Below are 22,454 nucleotides of genomic sequence, written 5' to 3' on the forward strand. Positions count from 1 at the left end.
AAACATGGAAGCAGAATGGAGTGGCTGATGGCTGCCCCTGCATTGTCGCCCGGTTTGTTCAGCGCCGAGTTCTACCAGAACCCCTACCCGGCTTTCGGTTGGCTGCGGGAGAATTCCCCGGTGCACGCTTTCCGGTTCCCGGTCGGTGACGTGCCGACGTGGATGCTCACCCGGTACGAGGATGTCAAGGAATTCCTGGGTGATTCGAGGTTCAGCACCTCGGGGGCGACCTACGCCAATGACGCGGCCAGGGCGGCGGGCATGGTGTTCGCCGCGGGCACGGCGGTGGAGACGATCCTCACCGTGCTCGACCCGCCGGACCACACCAGGGTGCGCAAGCTCGCGATGAGCGCGTTCACCCCGCGCCGCACCGAGCAGTGGCGCGAGACCGTGGCGCGGATCTCCGAGCGCGCCCTCGACCGGCTCGCCGAGGCGGACGAGCCGGACGTGATGGACTACGCGAGCTCCGTGCCCGCCGAGGTGATGGGCGAGATCCTCGGCATGCCGCTGGAGCGGTTCACCGACATGCTGCACGCGATCGACCGCGCCTTCGGCACCGACCCGGACCTCATCGAGGACCGGAAGAAGGCGTTCGAGGAGATCGGCGAGTACGGCCGCGAGCTGATCGAGGAGAAGCGCAAGCGACCGTCGGACGACCTCACCAGCACGTTCATCCGGGCCAGGGACGGCGAGGACCGGCTGAGCGAGGACGAGCTGGTCGCCATGGTGGCGCTCATGATCATGGCCGGGCTGGACACCTCGCGCGGTCTGATCGGTTCGGCCACCCTGGGCCTGCTGACCCACCCGGACCAGCGGGACCTGCTGCTGTCCCGGCCGGAGCTGACGCCGTCCGCGGTGGAGGAGTTCCTGCGCTACGAGGGCGCGTTCACGAGCGCGTTGATCCGGTTCGCCAAGGAGGACGTCGAGTTCAAGGGGACGCACATCCCCAAGGGCTCGCCGGTGCTGGCGTCGATCCTGTCCGCCAACCGGGACCCCGAGGCGTTCCCCGACCCGGACCGGGTCGACATCACCCGCACCGGCGCCCGGCACATCGGGCTCGGCCACGGCCTGCACAACTGCCTCGGCGCCGCGCTGGCCAGGATGGAGATCGGCACCGCGGTCCCTGCGCTGTTCACCCGGTTCCCGAAGCTGGAGCTGGCGGTGCCGCACGAGGAGGTGCCGTACGTGCCGACCTGGCTGATCCGCTCGGTGGCCTCGATGCCGGTGCGGTTGAACGCGTGAGGGCGCGGCTGGAGGTGGACCAGGCGACCTGCCGCGGTTCCGGCCTGTGCTACGCGATGGCCCCCGACCTGTTCGGCTCCGACCCGTCCGGTCGGGGCGTGGTGGCCGAACCGGAGCTGGAGGACGCGGACGACATCGCGATGGCGCAGGACGTCATCGACTGCTGCCCGACCGAGGCCGTGCGGCTCACCGTGCTCGCCGACGACTGACCGGCGCGGGACGGCCGGGCGCCGCAGGCCCCGGAGACCGCAGAGGCCACCACCGGGTTCCCGGTGGTGGCCTCGGCGGCGGTGTTCGGCTCAGTCGCGGACGGAGCCGTCCCAGCGCCAACCCTCGCGCGGCCGCTGCGGCACGCCGGGCAGCGGGATGCGGCCGGTGGCCCACAGCAGGGTCAGGCCCGCCGGGTGGCCGGTGGGCGCCTCCGGGAACAGCCGCTCGACCACCGGCGCGCTCAGCTCGTCCGACGGGGTCCAGTCGAAGCCGAGGGTCCGCACGATGTCGTGCGAGTGCACCAGGGTCTCCAGGGCCGCCATGGCGGCGAACCCGGTGCGGTCGGACGTGCCGTACGGGTGGAACGCGCGCGCCTCCGGCGTGGCCTCCCGCACCGCCGACGCCACGAAGGTGTTGGCGATGGCGAGGGCTTCCAGGCACTCCGGGATCGAGGCGTGGCGGTTGAGCCCGGCGGTCACCGCCATGTAGCGGTTGGCGGGCTGGGCGATCAGCAGGCCCGCGTACCCGACGACACCGAGCAGGATGTGGTCGACGATGCCGCGGCAGGACCAGTGCGTGTCGCCGGCCGGGCGGTTCCAGTCCTGGTCGGCCCCCTTCTCCAGGACGGCGATGGCTTCGGCGGCTGCCGAGGTCGGCAGAGCGGCCCACGAGAACGTCACGAGTCGTCATTCCTTGCGGTGCGGTGGAAGTGGCCGGATGCGGCCGAGGCTTGTCCTCCCACGCTGGCAGGTCCCGGCCTCCCGGACAAGGACCGGGAGTGACATCGAGCGCACGTTTCGTGCCGTACCCTCGGACTCATGGGCGCGGGGTCGGTCGCGGTGGCGGTGGTGGACGACACGGCCATCACGCCCCTGGAGCTCTACGAGGTGGGCATCGCCTGCGCGATATTCGGTGTGCCGCAACCGGACCTGGCCGATCCGTGGTACGAGCTGCGCCTGTGCGGACCGCGCCCGCACGCCCGGCCGGCCGGTGGCCCGGGTTTCGCGCTGGTCACCCCGTACGGCTTCGACGACCTGGTCGGCGCGGACACGGTGATCGTCCCGTCGGTGCCGGACGCGTGCGTGGACGGGGACCGGGAGATCCCGCCGGAACTGGTGGCGGCGTTGCGCCGGGCGGCGGCGTCGGGGGCCCGGGTGGTGTCGCTGTGCAACGGGGCCTTCGCCCTCGCCGCCGCCGGCCTGCTCGACGGGCGCCGGGCGACCGCGCACTGGCTGCACACCGCGGAGCTGGCCCGCCGCCACCCGTCGGTCGACGTGGACGACTCCGTGCTGTACGTGGACGGCGGCGACGTGCTGACCAGCGCGGGGCTGAGCGCGGGGCTGGACCTGTGCCTGCACCTGGTGCGCCTCGACCTCGGCGCGCGGGTGGCCAACGAGGTCGCCCGGCGGATGGTGGTGCCCGCGCACCGCGGCGGCGGTCAGGCGCAGTTCGTCGCCAGCGCGGTGCCGGCGGCGGACAGCCACGGCCTGGGACCGGTCCTCGACTGGGCGGTCGACCGGTTGGGCGACCCGATCACCGTGGACGACCTCGCCTACCGCGCCGGGATGAGCCCGCGCACGTTCTTCCGCCGGTTGCGGGCCGCGACGGGCACCACGCCGCTGCGCTGGTTGCTGCAGCAGCGGTTGTCCCGCGCCCAGTCGCTGCTGGAGTCGACCGACCTGCCGGTCGAGCGGATCAGCGAGCTGAGCGGACTGGGCAGCGCGGCGAACCTGCGCCGCCACTTCACCGCGCGGTTCCGGGTGTCGCCCACCGCGTACCGCCGCGCGTTCTCCGCGCCGGGCAACGGAGTTCCGGCCCCGCGACCGCCCGGCGGTGGCCGCGCAGTGGTCGGGCGGTGACTGCTCCCCGGTTGGCTGGTGCCGTTCATTTCGGCACAACCACGGAGTCAGCACATGGACCACGCGAACCAGGGCCGCGCGGTCGGTCGGCGCACGGCGCTCAAGGCGCTCGGCGCGACCGCGTTGGCCGGCGTCGGGATCGGCGCCGCCACACCGTCCGCAGCGGCAGCGGAACCCCGCGGCGGCAGCCGCTCCACCGGTGACGACGTGATCGTCATCGGCGCCGGCTACGCCGGTGTCACCGCGGCCCGCGAGCTGCGCGCGGCCGGTCTGCGCCCGATCATCCTCGAAGCCCGCGACCGGATCGGCGGTCGGATCTGGACCGAGACCTACGCGGGCCAGTCGATCGAGCTCGGCGGCCAGTGGCTCAGCGAGCGGCACACCAGGGCGTTCGCCGAGCTGCGGCGGTACGGCATCGGCACCGTCCCCGGCGGTCTCGCGCCGACCCGGGGCTTCTACCCGACGACGCGCGGGGCGCAGGAGTTCGACCTGGCCACGGCGGGTCCCCACGGCGACGGCCTGTTAGCGAGGCTGTTCCAGGGTTCCCGGCACTACTTCCCGCACCCGGAGGACCCGCTGCGGCGACGGGACCTGCTGTCCGGGGTGGACCTGCTGTCGCTGCGCGACGGCATCAACGCCCTCGGCCTCGACGCGCAGGACAAGCTGTGGCTGACCGGCATGACCGCGGTCTACTCGGGTGGCAGCAACGCGTTCGGCGGCCTGACCTCCATGGCCCAGTGGTGGGCGCTCGCGGGCTGGTCGACGCCCGGCTGGCACTCGCTGCTGGACCACCGCCCGGTCGGCGGCATGGGCGGCGTGCTCGACCGGATGCTGGTGGACGCCGACGCGCGGTTGCACCTGAACAGCCCGGTCGTCTCGGTCACCGACCACGGTGGCGAGGTCACGGTCGTCACCAGGTCCGGCGCGGTGCACCGGGCGCCGTCGGCGGTGGTCGCGATCCCGGTGAACACGTGGCGCACCATCAGCTTCTCGCCGGGGCTCCCGCTCGCCCACCGCCGGGCGTCGGCGCAGACGATGGGCGTGCCGAGGGCGACCAAGCTGATGATCAGGATCGCGGGCGACCTCGGTGACGTGACGGCGATCGGGACCGAGGGCTCCACGATGTCCTGGGTCATGCCGCAGGCCCGGCTGGACAACGGGGACCTGCTGCTGGTCGGCTTCAGCACCGACCCCACCATCAACCCGGCCGACGTCGCGGGCGTCCAATCGCGACTGCGCACGATCCTGCCGGGGGCGACCGTCCGCGGCGCCCGGGGCCACCAGTGGGAGTCGGACCCGTACGCGCTGGGCGGGTGGGGCCTGCGCAGGCCGGGGCAGCTGATCGGCCTGTGGCCGGACGTCGAGCAGCCGCACGGCCGGGTGGCCTTCGCCACCGGTGACATCGCCTCCGGCTGGAACGGCGCGTTCATCGACGGCGCCATCGAGTCCGGCTACCGCGCCGCCGCGCAGGCGCTCGCCATCCGCTGACGAGGGCGGCACGCAAGGTGGGGTGGGCAAGACCGGTCCGAGTCTTGCCCACCCTTAGTGCGCGGCGACGACGACTGGGGGCGAGGTCGCCGCGCGGGTCGTGCGAGCCGGTTCCCGGCCGTCAGTGCGTGACGACCGGCTTCGAGGTCGGCTCCGCGGAGCGGTCCTTCATCAGGTTGAGGACGATCGCGACGAGCACGGCGGCCACCGCGAAGACGAACGAGCCCAGGAACGCGGCCTGGACGCCCTCGTTGAGGCCGACCTTGGCGATCGCCTCGGTGGTGTCGGTGTAGGCCACCAGCACCGTGCTGCACAGCGCGATGCCGAACGCGGCGCCGATCTGGAACACCGAGTTGTTGATGCCCGAGGCGAGGCCCGCCTGGTCGGCGGGCACGTTGGACAGGGCCGCGATCGCCGAGGCCACCACCGTGGTGCCGATGCCCCAGCCGAACACGACCATGGCCGGGAACAGCTCCACCCAGTAGTTGCCGTCCGGGGTCACGCGGGACAGCATGAACGCGCCCAGCGCCAGCGCCAGCCCGCCCAGCACGGCCACCTTCTTGTAGCCGAACTTGGTCGTCAGCGGACCGGAGAGGTTCGAGCCGACCACGGACATGAACGAGTAGACGGCGGTGCTCAGGCCGAACTGGACGGCGGACCAGCCGAGCACCTGCTGCGCGTAGACGGACATCATCAGCGCGCCGCCGTAGAGGCTCATCGACACCAGCAGCATCATCAGGTTGCCGTTGACGAGCGAGCCGATCCGGAACACCTTCAGCGGGACCAGCGGGGTCTTCACGCTGCGCTCGATCACGATGAACAGCGCCAGCAGCACGATCGCGCCGCCCAGGAAGCCCAGGGTCCGCGCGGAACCCCACCCGGCCGCGGGCGCCTCGACGACCGCGTACACCAGGCAGACCAGCGCACCGGTGATGGTGATGGCGCCCAGCGGGTCGAACGACTTCTTGCCCTCGCGGATGGTGGTCTCGCGCAGCAGCTTCGGGCCGATCAGCAGCGGGATGCCCGCCAGCGGGATGTTGATGAAGAAGATCCACTCCCAGCCGAGGCCCTCGGTGATGGTGCCGCCGATGAGCAGCGCGGCGGTGGCGCCGAACGCGCCGATGCCGGTCCAGATCCCGATGGCGCGGTTGCGCTCCTTGCCCTCGGGGAAGGTCGCCATCAGCACGGCCATCGCGGTGGGGGCCATGATGGCCGCCGCGATGCCCTGCACGACGCGGGCCGCGATCAGCACGCCGCCGGTCCAGGCGAACCCGCAGAGCACGGACGCGAGGAGGAACAGGGTGGTGCCGACCATGAACATCCGCCGACCGCCCAGCAGGTCGGCAGTCCGGCCGCCGAACAGCAGGAGGCCGCCGAAGCTCAGCAGGTAGGCGCTCATCACCCACTGCGATCCGGTCGTGGTGAAGCCCAGGTCGGACTCGATCGCCGGCAGTGCCAGGATGACGATCTGCGAGTCGACGATGATCATGAAGTAAGCCGTGCACAGCAAGGCCAGCGCTTGCCAACGGCGGGGGTCGGGGGTCGTGGTCGTCTTGTCGGTTGGCGCAGCGGCCGTTTGCTCGGACACGTGGAGGTAGACCGGGCGCCCGCCGGAAATTCGTCGTCCGATCGCGACGAATTTCCGCCGCCGCGCCGGTCTACCTCTGTGAGGCCGGGAACTGCGTGCGAACTGGAGGGGGATCGGTGACACGCCACGACCACACAGGCGCGGTGGGGCGAGCCGGGAGGTCGGGTGCGGCCGGGTGCGGCGGCCCGGGGCCGAGCGGTCACGACCGGCGGGGGAACGTCGAACTTGGACGAATCGGACTTACTGCGGTCGGGTTCGGGCAAATCGGACTTGGTGAGGCGACGTCGGGGTGATCGACGGTGACGACCCACTGGTCCTGCTGGGCAGGCGGAGGGGTCTGCTGGAAGGCGCGACCCGGTACGCCCGCCACGTGACCGCGCAGGTCACCCGGCGCCAGCTCGCGCTGCCCACGCCCTGCGCGGACTGGGACCTGCTGCAGCTGCTGTGGCACGTGAACGAGTCGGTGGCGGCGCTGCGCGAGGCGATCGAGCAGTTCTGCGTGTTCCCCGAGCCCGTGTCGCCCGACCCGGCCGGGGTGCACGACGTGCTGCGCGCCTTCGACTGGGAGACCTCCCTGCTGCTCCAGTCCTGGGACGAGGCGGCCTACGGCGCGGACACCACGGTGGCGGTCGGCCGGTACCCGGTGCACGGCATGGTGCTGGCCAACACCGGCGCCCTGGAGATCGCGGTGCACGGGTGGGACGTGGCCAGCGCGTGCGACCTGCCGGAGCCGATCCCCGCCGGGCTCGCGGCGGACCTGTTCGCGGTGGCCCGGAAGGTGGTGCCGCTGCCCCGGTACCCGCAGTTCGGGCCGGAGGTGGCGTGTCCGGGCGACGCGTGCGCGAGCGACCGGCTGGTGGCGTTCCTCGGCAGGCGGCCCGCGTCGTGGTGCCCGAAGCGGGGAACCGGCGGTGGGTCGGTGATGACCGGCGCTTGTGAGGATCTGTTCAGCGAGACGTTCTAGAGGCGTCCGCTCCCGAACAGGTCGCCCGGGCCCGCGCCGGGGCGCACACGACAGGAGTGCCGCATGCCCGAGACCGAGACCGCCTTGGCGCCACCGCTGCGCGCGGTGATGTCCCGCTTCGCCACCGGGGTGGTCGTGCTCACCTCGGGCGGGGCGCACGCCAACGCCATGACGGCCAACGCGTTCACGTCGCTGTCCCTGGACCCGCCGATGGTGCTGGCGTGCGTGGCGCGCACCGCCACCATGCACCGGTCGATCACCGCCGCGCGGCGGTTCGCGGTGTCGCTGCTCAGCGCCGGGCAGGAGGACCTGGCCCGCCGGTTCGCCGACAGCTCCAGGCCGCGCGGCGACGCGCTGTTCTCGGCGGTGGGGGTGCGGCCGGGCCCGGTCACCGGCGCCCCGCTGCTGGAGGGCGCCCTGGCGTGGCTGGAGTGCGAGCTGGACCAGGACTACCGGGCCGGAACGCACTCGATCTTCGTGGGACGGGTGGTGTCCGCGGAGTTCGGCGCCGACGACGCGACGTCGATGGTGTACCTCGGCGGGAAGTTCCACCGGCCGACGCCGTAACCCGCCGCCCGCGGCGGTGCGGACGAGCGGAGCCCCGACCCGCGCTCGGCGGGTCGGGGCTCCACGTCCGTCCGGACCGGGATCACTCCGGCAGCAGGCCACCGGCGGCCACCGGGCGGTCGACGGCCATCAGCCACCGGCCGTCCTCGACCTTGCGCAGCACGTCGGTGCACTTGCCCTCGATGGTGAACGGCTTCCCCTCCGGGTCGGTGCCCTCCACCTTGAAGTCCACGCCGATCAGGGCCACGTCGCCGGCGACGTACGAGTGCGTCACCCGCGCCTCCAGCGTCGGCTTCGCGCCGATGAACCCGACGAAGAACTCGCGCCGCGCCTCGCCGGTCAGCGGCTCGCCGGAGAAGTTCGAGATGGCGTCGTCCCGGTAGAGCCGGTCGAACAGGGCGCCGTCGCCGGAGTTGAACACCTGGAGGAAGATGTCGTTCTGCGTCTCGGTGTCGCCGGTCAGGTCGGGCTTGTCGTGGTCGAGCGGGATGGCGGTCATGCTGGCTCCTTCACGGGTGCGGGGTGTGCGTGGCCGGCGGGGGCGCCGCCGACCGGTGGACCTGCGGGTGGATCGGCTCGTCCCGCCGTCCGGTCACTTCTCCTCGCCGTACGGGTCGTCGATCGCGTAGCGCCACTTGCCGTCCTCGCCGCGCCGCAGGACGTCGACGCCGACGCCGGACAGGTGCTCCACGACGCCCTGCTCGTTGGTGGCGTCCATGGTCCAGTCGACGATCAGCAGGGCGGTGTCGCCGGTGACGTACGCGTTCCTGGTCTTGGCCCGCATCGTCGCCCCGCGGGCGATCTGCGCCGCGACCTCCTGGCGGTGCGCCTCGCCGGTGAGCGGCCGGCCCGGCTCCCACACCGCGACCGCCTCCTCGGTGTAGAGGCTGTTCACCCACTCGGCGTTGCCGGAGTTGAAGGCGCGCACGTACAGCTCGGTCTGCTTGGTCGCGTCGTCGGTGAGTTCGAATTCTTCAAGCTGGCTGGTCATCGGGCCTGCCGTCCTGTCTGCTCGGGTGGCCGTGCGTCTCGGGGCACAGCTTTCGGGCGGGACGTCACCGGGTGTTCCACACACCGGTAATCGGCAGCACACGGTCGCCCGCCGACGTAGCCGCGACGCCCTGGCGGCACGATCGGCCGCGGGGCGGCTCGCTGGGCCGTACGGGTGACGCGACCTCGGCGGAACTCGGCGGTCGGGTCCACCGGGCGCGGGCCGTCGCCGCGACGGGTTCGTGACGCCGACCAAAGAGTCCACAGTGGACTTGTCGCGCAAGTTCGGCCTTCGGCACGGGACCTCCGGCCCTGGCTGCTGTTACCGGGTGGTGACTGGTCCGTGGAAAGCCCTCGACAGACTCGCCGCGGCGGTGATCCGCGCCGTTGTGCGGTCGACTCGGAGGAAGGCGGTCTGGCGGCATGGCAGACGAACTGGCGGACGGGAACGCCGACGCCGTCGCGATCATCGGGATGTCGGTCCGGGTGCCCGGCGCGGACGACCTGGCCGCCTTCTGGGACCTGTTGCGCGACGGCGTCAGCGCGATCACCGAGGCGCCACCGGACCGCACGGGCCCGAACGGCGCGCGGTGGGGCGGATTCCTCGACGCGCCAGGGGAGTTCGACGCCGCGTTCTTCGGCATCTCGCCGCGCGAGGCCGCCGTCATGGACCCGCAGCAGCGGCTGGTGCTGGAGGTCGCCTGGTCGGCGCTGGAGGACGCGGGCGTCGTGCCCGGCGACCTGGCGGGCAGCCGCACCGGCGTGTTCGTCGGCGCGCTGCGCGAGGACTACGCCAACCTGACCTACCAGCACGGCGCGAACGCCATCGGTCAGCACACCATGACGGGGCTGAGCCGGGCGGTCATCGCCAACCGCCTGTCCTACTTCCTCGGCCTGCGCGGCGCGAGCCTCGCGGTGGACACGGCGCAGTCGTCGTCCTTGGTGGCCGTGCACCTGGCGGCGGAGAGCGTGCGCTCCGGCGAGTCCACTGTGGCCATCGCGGCGGGCGTGAACCTGAACCTGCTGCCCGAGCACGGCGTGACCGAGGAGCGGTTCGGCGGGCTGTCGCCGGACGGCCGCTGCTACGCGTTCGACGCGCGCGCCAACGGGTTCGTGCGCGGCGAGGGCGCGGGCGTGGTGGTGCTCAAGCCGTTGGCGGCGGCGCTCGCCGACGGCGACCGGGTGCACGCGGTGATCCGCGGCAGCGCGGTCAACAACGACGGCGCGACGCCCGGGTTGACGGTGCCGAGCCGGTCCGCGCAGGAAGCCGTGGTGCGCGGCGCCCACCGGCGCGCCGGTGTCGAACCGGCCGCGGTGCAGTACGTGGAGCTGCACGGCACCGGAACGCCGGTGGGTGACCCGATCGAGGCGGCGGCGCTGGGCGCGGCGTTCGCCGGTCGCGCGGACCGCCTGCACGTCGGCTCGGTCAAGACGAACATCGGCCACCTGGAGGGCGCGGCGGGCATCGTCGGCCTGGTCAAGGCGGCGTTGAGCATCCGGCGCCGCGAGCTGCCGGGCAGCCTGAACTTCGAGTCGCCGAACCCGGCGATCCCGCTGGCCGAGCTGAACCTGGAGGTCCGCACCCGGCACGGCGCGTGGCCGCGCCCGGACCGACCGCTGGTGGCCGGTGTCAGCTCGTTCGGCATGGGCGGCTCGAACTGCCACGTCGTGCTGGCCGAGCCGCCCGCCGTCGAGCCGTCGGCCGTCGAGCCGTCGGCCGTCGGTGCGGTCGACGCCGAGCCGGTCGACGCCGGCCCGGTGTCCCGGCCGGCTCCCGTGGTGGTGTCGGGCCGCGGCGCGGAGGCGTTGCGGGCGCAAGCGGCGGCGCTCGCGGAGTTCGTGCGGGCCGACCCCTCGCTGTCACCGGCCGACGTCGGCTGGTCGCTCCTGACCACGCGCACGGCGTTCGAGCACCGCGGCGTCGTCGTGGCGGACGACCGCGGGGCGTTGCTGGAGGGACTGGACGCGCTGGCCGCCGGTCGCGGTGTGACCGAGGTGGTCGGGAAGTCCCCGCTGGGCGTGGTGTTCACGGGGCAGGGCGCGCAGCACGCCGACATGGGCCTTGGTCTGCGTGAGGCGTTCCCGGTCTTCGCCGAGGTGTTCGAGGAGGTGCGTTCGCGGTTCTCGGGTCCGGTTCGCGAGGTCGTGGGTTCGGGTGCCGCTGTTGACGAGACGGGTTTCGCGCAGCCCGCGTTGTTCGCCTTCGAGGTCGCGTTGTTCCGGCTGCTGGAGTCGTGGGGTGTGCGGCCCGATTTCGTGGTGGGTCACTCGATCGGCGAGTTGGCCGCGGCTCACGTGACGGGTGTGTGGTCGTTGGACGACGCGTGCCGGGTGGTGGAGGCGCGCGGGAGGTTGATGCAGGCGCTGCCCACCGGCGGCGCGATGCTGGCGGTGGAGGCTTCGGAGGAGGAGGTCACGCCGCTGCTGTCCGCGCGGGTCGCGCTCGCGGCGGTGAACGGGCCGAGCGCGGTGGTGGTCTCCGGCGACGAGGACGCCGTGCTGGCCCTGGAGTCCTCTTTGGACGGGCGGCGGACGCGGCGCTTGACGGTGAGCCACGCGTTCCACTCGCCGCACATGGACGGGATGCTCGAAGACTTCCGCGCGGTGCTGGAGTCGGTCACCTTCCACGCGCCTTCCGCGACGCCGGTGTCCACGGTGACCGGTGGCGTGACCGAGCGGTGGCAGGACCCCGAGTACTGGGTCACCCAGGTGCGCGAGCCGGTGCGGTTCCACGACGCGGTGCTGGCGCTGGCCGACCGGGGCGTGCGCACGGTGCTGGAGGTGGGCCCGGACGGCGTGCTGTCGGCGATGGTCGCGCGCAGCGGGGTCGAGCAGAAGGCCGTCCCGCTGGCGCGCAAGGGCAGGGACGAGGAGCGGACCGCCCTGCAGGCCCTGGGGCAAGCGTTTGCGCGCGGGGTCGAGGTCGACTGGACCGCGTTCTACGCGGGTGCTCGGCGGGTCGAGCTGCCGACCTACGCCTTCCAGCGCGAGCACCACTGGATCGACACGACGGGGCGGCGGGCGGCCGGACGGGGCGCGCCCGAGCCCCGCGAACCCGCCCCGGCGACGCCGAAGGCCCGCGCCACGCCGGACCGGGCCGTGTCGGAACTGGTCGTCGAGCACATCGCGGCCGTGCTCGACTACCCCGCCCACCGGACCGTCGAACTGGGGCTCCCGTTCCGCGACCTGGGTTTCGACTCCCTGATGAGCGTCGAGCTGCGCGACCGCCTGGCCGAGGCCACCGGCCGCGACCTGGCGAGCGGGCTGCTGTTCGACCACCCCACCCCCGCCGCGCTGATCGCCCACCTGTCCGACGTCGAGGACCCCGAGGACGACTTCAGCCCGTCGTTCGCCGACGAGCCGATCGCGATCGTCGGCATGGCCTGCCGCTACCCCGGCGGCGTCGACTCGCCCGAGGACCTGTGGCAGCTGGTGCTGCGCGGCGAGGACGCGATCTCCGGGTTCCCCGCGGACCGGGGCTGGGCCGACGACCTGTTCGACGTCGACCGCGAGCGCTCCGGGCGCAGCTACGTCCGGGAGGGCGGTTTCCTGCGCGACGCGGGCCGGTTCGACGCCGGGTTCTTCGGCATCTCACCGCGTGAGGCGCAGGCGATGGACCCGCAGCAGCGCCTGCTGCTGGAGACCGCCTGGACGGCCGTGGAACGCGCGGGCCTCGACCCGACGTCGCTCAAGGGCAGCCGGACCGGCGTGTTCGTCGGCGGGACCGTCGGGGACTACGGCCCCCGGATGCACGAGGCGCCGGACAGCGTCGAGGGCCACGTGCTGACGGGCGCCGCGCCGAGCGTGATGTCCGGCCGCATCGCCTATCAGCTCGGGCTGCTCGGCCCGGCCGTCACGGTCGACACCGCGTGCTCGTCGTCCCTGGTCGCGCTGCACCTCGCGGTCCAGTCGCTGCGGCAGGGCGAATCGTCGCTGGCCATCGCGGGCGGCGTCACGGTGATGTCCACGCCGGGCATGTTCCTGGAGTTCTCCCGCCAGCACGGCCTGGCCGCCGACGCGCGCTGCAAGTCGTTCTCGGCCGACGCCGACGGCACCGCGTGGTCCGAGGGCGTCGGCCTGCTGGTCGTGGAACGCCTGTCCGACGCCCGCCGCCACGGCCACCCCGTCCTCGCGGTGATCCGGGGCAGCGCGATCAACTCCGACGGCGCGTCCAACGGCCTCACGGCCCCCAACGGCCCGTCGCAGCAGCGGGTGATCCGGCAGGCGCTGGCCAACGCCGGGCTGACCGCCCGGGACGTCGACGTGGTCGAGGCGCACGGCACCGGCACGGCGCTGGGCGACCCGATCGAGGCGGAGGCCATCCTCGCCACCTACGGCCAGGACCGCGACCGGCCGCTGCTGCTGGGCTCGCTCAAGTCGAACATCGGCCACGCGCAGGCGGCGGCCGGCGTCGGCGGCGTGATCAAGGTGGTGCAGGCGATGCGGCACGGCGTGGTGCCGCGCACGCTGCACGTCACCGAGCCGACGCCCAAGGTGGCGTGGGGTTCGGGCCAGGTCGCGCTGGTCACGGAGGAGACCCCGTGGCCGGGCGCCGGCTCGCGTCGGGCGGCGGTCTCGTCGTTCGGCATCAGCGGCACCAACGCGCACGTGGTGATCGAGCAGGGCGACCCGGTCGGGGAGCCCGCGCCGAGCGCCGACACCGACCGGGTGGTCCCGTGGCTGCTGTCGGCCGCCGACGAAGCCGGGCTGCGGGCGCTGGCCGGCAGGCTCCGCGACCACGACTTGGCCGACGCCCGGCCGGAGGACGTCGGTTTCTCGCTGGCCACCACCCGAGCCGCGCTGCCCCGGCGGGCGGCCGTGATCGGGCCCGACTTCACCGCCGGCCTGACCGCGCTGGCCGAGGGCCGCACCGCGCCGAACCTGGTCACCGGGGCGCCGACGACCGGGCGCACCGCGTTCCTGTTCACCGGGCAGGGCGCGCAGCGCGGCGGCATGGGCCGCGAGCTGCGCGAAGCGCACGAGGTGTTCGCGCGGGCGCTGGACGAGGTCTTCGAGGCCATCGACCCCTACCTCGAAGTGCCGCTGTCGCGGGTGGTGCTCGGCGACGACGAGGCGTTGCACCGCACCGAGTTCACCCAGCCGGCGCTGTTCGCGCACGAGGTCGCGCTGTTCCGGCTGGCCGAGCACCACGGCCTCACCCCGGACCTGCTGGCCGGCCACTCGATCGGCGAGATCGCCGCGGCGCACGTCGCGGGCCTGTTCGAGCTGCCCGACGCGGCCCGGCTGGTCGCCGCGCGCGGCCGGCTCATGCAGTCCGCCCGCGCGGGCGGCGCGATGGTCGCCGTCCAGGCCGCGGAGGACGAGATCACGCTCATCCCCGGCGTGGCCCTCGCCGCCGTCAACGGCCCCACGTCCGTGGTGCTGTCGGGCGACCGCGACGCCGTGCACGAGATCGCCGAGGACTGGCGGGCCCGCGGCCGCCGGACCCGCGCGCTGAAGGTCAGCCACGCGTTCCACTCGCCGCACATGGACGACGTGCTGGACGAGTTCCGCGAGGTGGCCCGGACGCTGGACTTCGGCACGCCCGCGCTGCCGGTCGTCTCCACGCTCACCGGTGACGTGACCGACATGGCCGACCCCGACTACTGGGTGCGGCAGCTGCGCGGCACGGTCCGGTTCGCCGCCGCCGTCACCGCGCTGGAGGACCGCGGCGCCCGGCTGTTCGTGGAGGTCGGGCCGGACGCGGTGCTCACCGCGATGGCCGCCGAGTCGTTCACCCGCGGCAGCACGGCCGTCGCGCTGAACCGCGCCGGGCGGTCCGAGGTGGACGGGTTCGCCACCGGCGTCGCCGCGGCGGCGGTGGCGGGCGCGACCACCGACCCGACCGCGTTCCACCCCGGCGGGCGGCGGGTGGACCTGCCTGCCTACCCGTTCGGCGGCGACCGCTACTGGCTCAGCCCGCACCGCGCGTCCGACGCCCGCGACCTGGGACTGGACCCGGTGGGCCACCCGCTGCTCGGCTCCGCGGTCGACCTGGCCGACCGGGACGACGTGGTGCTCACCGGCAGCGTGTCGGCCGACGCGCACCCGTGGCTCGCCGACCACCGGGTCGGCGGCGCCGTCCTGCTGCCCGCGACCGCGTTCCTCGACCTCGCCGTGGCGGCGGGCGACCGGGTCGGCGCGGACCAGGTGGCGGAACTCGTCCTGGAGACGCCCCTGGTGCTGCCCGACCGGGGTTCGGCGCGGGTGCAGGTCGCGGTGGCGCCACCGGACCCCGCCGGCACGCGGTCGTTCACCGTCCACTCCCGGCTGGACGGCGCGTGGACCAGGCACGCCTCCGGCTACCTGGTGCCCGGCGGGGAGCGCGGCGAGGAGCTGGCGCAGTGGCCGCCCGCCGGCGCGGAGCCGGTGTCCGCGGCCGACCTCTACCCGCGGCTGGCGGACCTCGGCTACGACTACGGGCCGGTGTTCCGGGGCGTGCGGGCGCTGTGGCGGCGCGGCGCCGAGGTGTTCGCCGAGGTCCGGCTGCCGGAGGACCAGCACGAGTCGGCCGCGCGGTTCGGCCTGCACCCCGCGCTGCTGGACGCGGTGCTGCACCCCGTGGTGCTCGACGCCGCCGACCCGTCCCGGCCCGGCGAGATCCGGCTGCCGTTCGCGTGGGGCGGGCTCACCCTGCACGCGGCGGGCGCGACCGAGCTGCGGGTGCGGATCTCGCCGACGGGCGGGGGCTCGGTGGCGCTGGCGGTGGCGGACCCGACCGGCAAGCCGGTCGCCACCGTGGCGGAGCTGACCCTGCGCGCCGTCGCCAAGGACAAGCTCGCCGGCCCGCGAGCGGACTCGCTGTTCACCGTGGAGTGGCCGGAGATCACCGCCTCCACCGACGAGGTGGACGTGGAGGTGCTGCGGCTCTCCTCCTCCGAGGCGCACACGCCGGACAGCGCGCACCAGGCGACCAAGAACGCGCTGGACGTCGTGCGGCGGTGGGTGGCCGAGGACCACGACCGCACGCTCGCCGTGGTGACCACCCGCGCGGTGGCGCTGCCCGGCGAAGACGTGCTGGACCTGACCCACGCCCCGGTGTGGGGCCTGGTGCGGGCCGCGCAGTCCGAGCACCCGGGCCGGTTCGTGCTGGTGGACGTCGAGTCGCCCACCACCGACCTGGCGGCGGCGCTCGCGTCGGGCGAACCCCAGGTGGCGGTGCGCGACGGGAAGCCGCGGGCGCCGCGGTTGACCAGGTTCGCGGGGCCGGACCAGCCGGTCCGGCTCGACCCGGAGGGCACCGTGCTCGTCACCGGCGGCACCGGTGGTCTGGGCGCGCTGGTGGCCCGGCGCCTGGTGGCCGCGCACGGCGTCCGGCGCCTCGTGCTGGCGAGCAGGCGCGGCGCGGCGACACCCGGCGCGCGGGAGCTGGTGGCCGAGCTGACGGAGGCCGGCGCGTCGGTGGTGGTCGCGGCGGCCGACGTCGCCGACCGGGACGCCGCCGCCCTGCTCCTGGCGTCCGTGCCCGCCGACCACCCGCTGACCGCGATCGTGCACACGGCGGGCGTGCTGGACGACGGCACGGTGGAGACGCTGACCGCCGACCAGGTGGACACCGTGCTGCGGCCGAAGGTCGACGCCGCGTGGCACCTGCACGAGCTGGCCGGGGACGACTTGGCCGCGTTCGTGGTGTTCTCCTCGGTGTCCGGGGTGACCGGCATGGCGGGCCAGGCCAACTACGCCGCCGCGAACACCTACCTCGACGCGCTCGTCGCCCACCGCCGGGCGCGGGGCCTCAGCGGGACCTCGCTGGCCTGGGGCCTGTGGGACGGCTCCACGGGCATGGGCGGCGGCCTCGGGGACGCCGACCGCGCCCGCTGGTCGCGACTGGGCGTCGTGCCGCTCACCCCGGAGCGCGGGGTGCGGCTGTTCGACGCGGCGCTGGCGGCGGGCGTGTCGACCGCGCCCGTCGAGCTGGACCCGAGCCGGGTCGAGGGCGACCCGCCCGCCGTGCTGCGCGGCCTGGTCACCGGGCGCAGGCGGCGGAGCGCGGCCACCGGCGACGGCTCGTCGTGGGCGCGGACCACCGCGAACCTGCCCGCCGACGAACGGCCGGCCGCCGTGCTGGCCGTGGTCCGCGGGCTCGTCGCGAGCGCGCTCGGCCACGCGTCGGCCGACGACGTCGACCCGACCCGGGCGTTCAAGGAGCTGGGCTTCGACTCGCTCGCCGGCGTGGAGCTGCGCAACCGGCTGGCCGCGGCGACCGGGTTGCGGCTGCCGTCCACGGCGGTGTTCGACCACCCGTCGCCCGCGGCGCTGGCGGCGCACGTGACCGACCTGGTCTCGGCCACCGGGACCGGGACCGTCGCGGCGCGCGCCACCACGCGCGCGTCCGACGAGCCGATCGCGATCATCGGCATGGCGTGCCGGTACCCCGGCGGGGTGCGGTCGCCGCGCGACCTCTGGCGGCTGGTCGCCGACGGCGTGGACGCGGTGAGCGGGTTCCCGGTGAACCGGGGCTGGGACGTCGACGGGCTCTACCACCCGGACCCGGAGCACACCGGCACCTCCTACGCCCGCGAGGGCGGGTTCCTGCACGACGCCGACCTGTTCGACCGGGAGTTCTTCGGCATCTCGCCGCGCGAGGCGACCGCGACCGACCCGCAGCAGCGGCTGCTGCTCGAAACCGCGTGGGAGGCGTTCGAGAGCGCGTCGATCGACCCGGCGACCCTGCGGGGCGGCAACACCGGCGTGTTCGTCGGCGCGATGTACGACGACTACGCGTCCCGGCTGGCCGCGGTGCCGACCGAGTTCGAGGGTTTCCTCCTGGTGGGCAACACGTCGAGCGTCATCTCCGGGCGGCTGGCCTACACCTACGGGCTGCAAGGACCGGCCGTCACGGTCGACACGGCGTGCTCCTCCTCCCTGGTGGCGCTGCACCTGGCCGCGCAGGCGCTGCGGTCCGGGGAGAGCGACCTGGTGCTGGCGGGCGGTGTCACCGTGATGTCCGGCCCGTCGACGTTCGTCGAGTTCAGCCGCCAGCGCGGCCTGTCGCCCGACGGCCGGTGCAAGTCGTTCTCGGCGTCCGCGAACGGCACCGGCTGGTCCGAGGGCGTCGGGCTGCTGCTGGTGGAGCGGCTGTCCGACGCGCGGCGCAACGGCCACGAGGTGCTGGCGGTGCTGCGCGGCAGCGCGGTCAACCAGGACGGCGCCTCCAACGGCCTCACCGCGCCCAACGGTCCCGCGCAGGAACGGGTGATCCGCCAGGCCCTGGCCAACGCCGGGCTGGCGCCGTCCGAGGTGGACGCCGTCGAGGCGCACGGCACCGGCACCACGTTGGGCGACCCGATCGAGGCGCAGGCGCTGCTGGCGACCTACGGCGGCGAGCGGGACGAGCCGCTGTGGCTCGGTTCGCTGAAGTCCAACATCGGGCACGCCCAGGCGGCGGCCGGCGTCGGCGGCGTGATCAAGATGGTGCAGGCCCTCCGGCACGGCGTGCTGCCGAAGACGCTGCACGTGGACGAGCCGTCGCCGCACGTGGACTGGGAGTCGGGCGCGGTCTCGCTGCTCACCGGTTCGCGGCCGTGGCCGGAGGTCGACCGGCCGCGCCGGGCCGCCGTGTCGTCGTTCGGCATCAGCGGCACCAACGCGCACGTGATCCTCGAACAGCCGCCCGCGCCGCGACCGGAGCCGGCGCGGCAGGACCCGCTGGCGGGCTCCTCGGTCGGCGCGGTGGCGTGGCCGCTGTCGGCGAAGGGCGACGCGTCGCTGCGCGGCCAGGCCCGGCGGCTGCTGGACTTCCTCACCGACCGGACCGACCGGACCGACCTCGCCGACCCCGTGAACCCGGCCGACATCGGGTTCTCCCTCGCCGCCAAGCCGGTGCTCGACCACCGGGCCGTGGTGGTCGGCGCCGACCCGCTGCCCGGCCTGGCCGCCCTCGCCGAGGGCCGCCCGCACCCGTCCGTGGTGCGCGGCGGGGACGGCAAGCGCGGCAAGGTCGCGTTCCTGTTCACCGGCCAGGGCAGCCAGCGCCTGGGCATGGGGCGGGAGCTGCACGCGTCGTCCCCGGTGTTCGCCGCCGCCCTCGACGAGGTCTGCGCGCACCTGGACCCGCTGCTGGACCGGCCGCTCAAGGACGTCCTGTTCGCGCCGGAGGGCTCGGCGTCCTCCGCCCTGCTCGACCAGACCGCGTTCACCCAGGCCGCGCTGTTCGCCGTGGAGGTGGCGCTGGCCCGGCTGGTCACCTCGCTGGGCGTCGTGCCGGACTACCTGCTCGGCCACTCGATCGGCGAGGTGACCGCCGCCCACGTGGCGGGCGTGCTCGACCTCGCCGACGCGTGCGCCCTGGTCGCCGCCCGGGGCCGGTTGATGCAGGCGGCGCGGGAGGGCGGCGCGATGGCGGCGGTCGAGGCCGACGAGGCCGAGGTCCGCGAGTCCATCGCGGCGCACGGCGACGCGGTCGCGGTGGCCGGGCTGAACGGGCCGCGCTCCACGGTGGTCTCCGGCGACGAGGGCGCGGTGGAGGAGGTCGTGGCCGCGTGGCGGCAGCGCGGCCGCAAGACCAAGCGGCTGCCGGTGAGCCACGCGTTCCACTCGCCGCACATGGACGACGTGCTGGACGAGTTCCGCGCCGCGATCGCCGGGCTGGACTTCCGACCGCCGCGCGTCCCGCTCGTGTCGAACGTGACCGGCGCCCTGGCCGACGACCGGGTGCTGTCGCCGGACTACTGGGCCCGGCACGTCCGCGAGGCCGTGCGGTTCCTGGACGGCGTGCGGCTGCTGGCGGCCGAAGGCGTCACCGAGTACGTGGAACTCGGCCCGGACGGCGTGCTGACCGCGTTGGCGCGGGAGGCGGTCGACGTCGGCTCGGCCACGCCGGTGCTGAGGGCGGGACGGCCCGAGGCGGACACCGTGCTCACCGCCGTCGCCACCCTGCACACCAGGGGTGTCGAGGTCGACTGGGCCGCGGTGTTCCCCGGCGCGCGGCGGGTGGAGCTGCCGACCTACGCGTTCACGCGCCACCGGCACTGGCTGGAGGGGAACGCGGGGGTCGGCGACGCGGCCGGGTTCGGGCTCGCCGCGACCGACCACCCGCTGCTCGGCGCGGCGGTGGAGCTGGCCGACGGCGGGACCGTGGTGCTGACCGGGCGGCTTTCGCCGCGCACGCACCCGTGGCTTGAGGACCACCGCGTGCGGGGCGCGGTCCTGCTGCCCGGCACGGCGTTCGTGGAGCTGGCCGCGCGGGCCGCCGAACAGGTCGGCTGCGACGTGGTGGAGGAGCTGACCCTGTCCGCGCCGCTCGTCGTGCGCGGCGACGTCCAGGTGCAGGTGACCGTCGGCGCGGCGGACGACGGCGGCAGGCGGGCGCTGACCGTCCACTCGCGGTCCGACGACGGGCCGTGGGTGCCGCACGCCTCGGCTTCCCTGGGCCTCGGCGGCACGAGCGGCGCGAGCGGCGAGGCCTTGACGGAGTGGCCGCCGGTCGGCGAGGAGGTCGACCTCACCGGCGCCTACGAGCGGCTGGCCGCGCGGCAGTACGAGTACGGGCCCGCGTTCCAGGGCCTGCGACGGGTGTGGCGGACCGACGACGCGGTGTACGCGGAGGTGTCGGCGGACGTCGCGACCGGTGGGTTCCTGCTGCACCCGGCGCTGCTCGACGCAGCCCTGCACGTGGTGCTGCCCGGCGTGGTGACCGAGGACGCGCCCGCGGTGCTGCCGTTCTCGTGGTCCGGGGTGCGGGTGCACGCGTCGGGCGCGGGCGCGCTGCGGGTCAGGCTGTCCACAGGGGACGTGGTCTCGCTCGCGGTCGCGGACGCCACCGGCGCCCCGGTGGCCACAGTGGACGAACTCGTGCTGCGGCCGTTGACCGCGGACACCTTGCGGTCCGATGTGGACGGTTTGCACGGCGTGCGCTGGACTCCGCTGGCGGTGCCGCCCACGGCCGACGTGCCCGCCGTGTTCCTGCCGGTGCCGCGTGCGGACGGCGACGTGCCCGAGGCGGCGCGGACCGTCGTCGCGGAGGTGCTGGCGGTCGTGCGGGACCGGCTGGCCGACGAGCGGTCCACCGAGCCGAAGCTGGTCGTGGTCACCGAGGGCGGGGCGGACGACCTGGTCACCGCCTGCGTGCGGGGCCTGCTGCGCTCGGCCGCCACCGAGAACCCGGGCCGGTTCGCGCTCGTGGACGTCGACGAGGAGTCCCGCCACCTGCTGCCGGCCGCGGTGGCGACGGGCGAACCGGAGCTGCGCATCCGTGCGGGCGAGGTCTCGGCCCCGCGGCTGACCAGGGTGACCGGGACCGGGCACGCGCCCTCGTTCGGTGACGGGACCGTGGTGGTGACGGGCGCCACGGGCGCGCTCGGTGCGATCCTGGCGCGGCACCTCGTCACCACGCACGGCGTGCGCGACCTGCTGCTGTTGAGCAGGCGCGGGCCGGCCGCGCCGGGGGCGGTGGAGCTGCGGGACGAGCTGGTCGGGCTGGGCGCGTCGGTGACGGTGACCGCCTGCGACGTGACCGACCGCGGCGCGCTGGCCTCGGCGCTGGTCGGGCGCCGGCTGACCGCCGTCGTGCACACCGCCGGCGTGCTGGACGACGGCGTGCTCGCCGCCATGACCCCCGACCAGCTCGACCGGGTGCTGCGGCCCAAGGTGGACGCCGCCTGGCACCTGCACGAGCTGACCCGCGAGCACGACCTGTCCGCGTTCGTCCTGTACTCGTCGGTCGCGGGGTTGCTCGGCACGGCGGGCCAGGCGAACTACGCGGCCGGGAACGCGTTCCTCGACGCGCTCGCCGAGCACCGCCGCGACCTCGGCCTGCCCGCGACGTCGCTGGCGTGGGGACTGTGGTCGCAGGCCAGTGCGATCAGCGGCCACCTCGCCGACGTGGACGTCCGCAGGCTCGCCCGGTCCGGCCTGCGCCCGCTCGACTCGGCCGAGGCGATGCGGCTGTTCGACACCGCGCTGGGCCTCGACGACGCCGTGCTGGCCGTGACGCGGTTCGACGCGGCGTCCCTGGCGGGTCGCGACGACGTGCCGGCCGTGCTGCGCGGCCTGGTCCGGGCGCCCGCGCGGCGACGTGCGGCGGACGCGGCCGGGCACGAGCCGCCGGCCCTGGCCGCGCTGCCCGAGGCGGAGCGCGGGCGGGCGCTGCTGGACCTGGTCCGGGCGCAGGTCGCGGCCGTGCTCGGGCACGGCGACCCGGCGGGCGTCGACGTCGACCGGGCGTTCACCGAGCTGGGCTTCGACTCGCTGACCGCGGTGGAGCTGCGCAACCAGCTCAACGCCGCCACCGGCCTGCGGCTGGCCACGACGCTCGTGTTCGACCACCCGACGCCCGCGGCGCTGGCCGCGCACCTCGGCGAGCGCGTCGCCGCCGCCGCGCCGGACCCGGTGTCGGCCGAGCTGGACCGCCTGGAGCGGGCGCTGCGCTCGGCGCCCCTCGACGGTCGCGCGGCCGAGCGGCTGCGCGCCCTGCTCGACGCGCACGACCGGCCCGGCGGCGACCCCGCCGACCCGGTCGACCGCGAAGACCTGGAGGCCGCGTCCGACGACGAGCTGTTCGCCCTGGTCGACGACCTGGACTCCACCGGACCCTGGAGCTGATGAC

General features: G+C 74.6%; 11 protein-coding genes. 7 read left to right on the top strand and 4 right to left on the bottom strand.

Features of this window, described 5'->3' with window-relative positions; genetic code table 11:
* Nucleotides 1-27: 27 nt before the first annotated feature.
* Both AB0F89_RS15850 and AB0F89_RS15855 read left to right on the top strand, forming a co-directional pair.
* Nucleotides 28-1,242: a cytochrome P450 gene (locus AB0F89_RS15850; protein ID WP_367136872.1), complete on the top strand. Its 1,215-nt coding sequence runs from the start codon at nucleotides 28-30 to the stop codon at nucleotides 1,240-1,242.
* Nucleotides 1,239-1,451 carry a ferredoxin gene (locus tag AB0F89_RS15855; RefSeq protein WP_367136874.1) on the top strand — a complete coding sequence of 71 codons (213 nt, stop codon included), beginning with the start codon at nucleotides 1,239-1,241 and terminating at the stop codon, nucleotides 1,449-1,451. Before AB0F89_RS15850 ends, AB0F89_RS15855 begins: the two co-directional genes overlap by 4 nt.
* A gap of 90 nt (nucleotides 1,452-1,541) precedes the next feature.
* Here the strand turns inward: AB0F89_RS15855 and AB0F89_RS15860 are convergent, their stop codons facing one another.
* Nucleotides 1,542-2,132: a maleylpyruvate isomerase N-terminal domain-containing protein gene (locus AB0F89_RS15860; protein WP_367136875.1), complete on the bottom strand. Its 591-nt coding sequence runs from the start codon at nucleotides 2,130-2,132 to the stop codon at nucleotides 1,542-1,544.
* A 138-nt stretch (nucleotides 2,133-2,270) separates the two neighbouring features.
* Between AB0F89_RS15860 and AB0F89_RS15865 the strand changes: the two genes are divergently transcribed.
* On the top strand, nucleotides 2,271-3,311 hold the full coding sequence (locus AB0F89_RS15865) for a helix-turn-helix domain-containing protein (RefSeq protein WP_367136876.1): 1,041 nt from the start codon (nucleotides 2,271-2,273) through the stop codon (nucleotides 3,309-3,311).
* Between the two features lie 54 nt (nucleotides 3,312-3,365).
* Nucleotides 3,366-4,799, top strand: coding sequence for a flavin monoamine oxidase family protein (locus AB0F89_RS15870; RefSeq protein WP_367136877.1), 1,434 nt, complete (start codon nucleotides 3,366-3,368; stop codon nucleotides 4,797-4,799).
* 121 nt (nucleotides 4,800-4,920) lie between these two features.
* Here AB0F89_RS15870 and AB0F89_RS15875 read toward each other — a convergent pair whose 3' ends face one another.
* Nucleotides 4,921-6,510: an MFS transporter gene (locus AB0F89_RS15875; RefSeq protein WP_367136879.1), complete on the bottom strand. Its 1,590-nt coding sequence runs from the start codon at nucleotides 6,508-6,510 to the stop codon at nucleotides 4,921-4,923.
* Between the two features lie 166 nt (nucleotides 6,511-6,676).
* Here AB0F89_RS15875 and AB0F89_RS15880 point away from each other — a divergent pair, with 166 nt between their 5' ends.
* Nucleotides 6,677-7,351: a TIGR03086 family metal-binding protein gene (locus AB0F89_RS15880; protein WP_367136881.1), complete on the top strand. Its 675-nt coding sequence runs from the start codon at nucleotides 6,677-6,679 to the stop codon at nucleotides 7,349-7,351.
* A gap of 63 nt (nucleotides 7,352-7,414) precedes the next feature.
* Nucleotides 7,415-7,918: a flavin reductase family protein gene (locus AB0F89_RS15885; RefSeq protein WP_367136883.1), complete on the top strand. Its 504-nt coding sequence runs from the start codon at nucleotides 7,415-7,417 to the stop codon at nucleotides 7,916-7,918.
* Nucleotides 7,919-8,000: 82 nt separating this feature from the next.
* Here the strand turns inward: AB0F89_RS15885 and AB0F89_RS15890 are convergent, their stop codons facing one another.
* Both AB0F89_RS15890 and AB0F89_RS15895 read right to left on the bottom strand, forming a co-directional pair.
* Nucleotides 8,001-8,417, bottom strand: a complete 417-nt coding sequence (locus AB0F89_RS15890) for a nuclear transport factor 2 family protein (protein WP_367136885.1) — start codon at nucleotides 8,415-8,417, stop codon at nucleotides 8,001-8,003.
* A 93-nt stretch (nucleotides 8,418-8,510) separates the two neighbouring features.
* On the bottom strand, nucleotides 8,511-8,909 hold the full coding sequence (locus AB0F89_RS15895) for a DUF4440 domain-containing protein (protein ID WP_367136887.1): 399 nt from the start codon (nucleotides 8,907-8,909) through the stop codon (nucleotides 8,511-8,513).
* A 422-nt stretch (nucleotides 8,910-9,331) separates the two neighbouring features.
* Between AB0F89_RS15895 and AB0F89_RS15900 the strand changes: the two genes are divergently transcribed.
* Nucleotides 9,332-22,450, top strand: coding sequence for an SDR family NAD(P)-dependent oxidoreductase (locus AB0F89_RS15900; RefSeq protein WP_367136889.1), 13,119 nt, complete (start codon nucleotides 9,332-9,334; stop codon nucleotides 22,448-22,450).
* The last annotated feature ends 4 nt before the right edge of the window (nucleotides 22,451-22,454 follow it).

The sequence above is a fragment of the Saccharothrix sp. HUAS TT1 genome, assembly GCF_040744945.1.
Classification (GTDB): domain Bacteria; phylum Actinomycetota; class Actinomycetes; order Mycobacteriales; family Pseudonocardiaceae; genus Actinosynnema.

Excerpts from the sequence above, each read along its gene's own strand:
- AB0F89_RS15850 (WP_367136872.1), top strand. The coding sequence starts at position 28 with ATGGCTGCCCCTGCATTGTCGCCCGGTTTGTTCAGCGCCGAGTTCTAC.
- AB0F89_RS15865 (WP_367136876.1), top strand. The coding sequence starts at position 2,271 with ATGGGCGCGGGGTCGGTCGCGGTGGCGGTGGTGGACGACACGGCCATC.
- AB0F89_RS15870 (WP_367136877.1), top strand. The coding sequence starts at position 3,366 with ATGGACCACGCGAACCAGGGCCGCGCGGTCGGTCGGCGCACGGCGCTC.
- AB0F89_RS15885 (WP_367136883.1), top strand. The coding sequence starts at position 7,415 with ATGCCCGAGACCGAGACCGCCTTGGCGCCACCGCTGCGCGCGGTGATG.
- AB0F89_RS15890 (WP_367136885.1), bottom strand. The coding sequence starts at position 8,417 with ATGACCGCCATCCCGCTCGACCACGACAAGCCCGACCTGACCGGCGAC.
- AB0F89_RS15895 (WP_367136887.1), bottom strand. The coding sequence starts at position 8,909 with ATGACCAGCCAGCTTGAAGAATTCGAACTCACCGACGACGCGACCAAG.
- AB0F89_RS15900 (WP_367136889.1), top strand. The coding sequence starts at position 9,332 with ATGGCAGACGAACTGGCGGACGGGAACGCCGACGCCGTCGCGATCATC.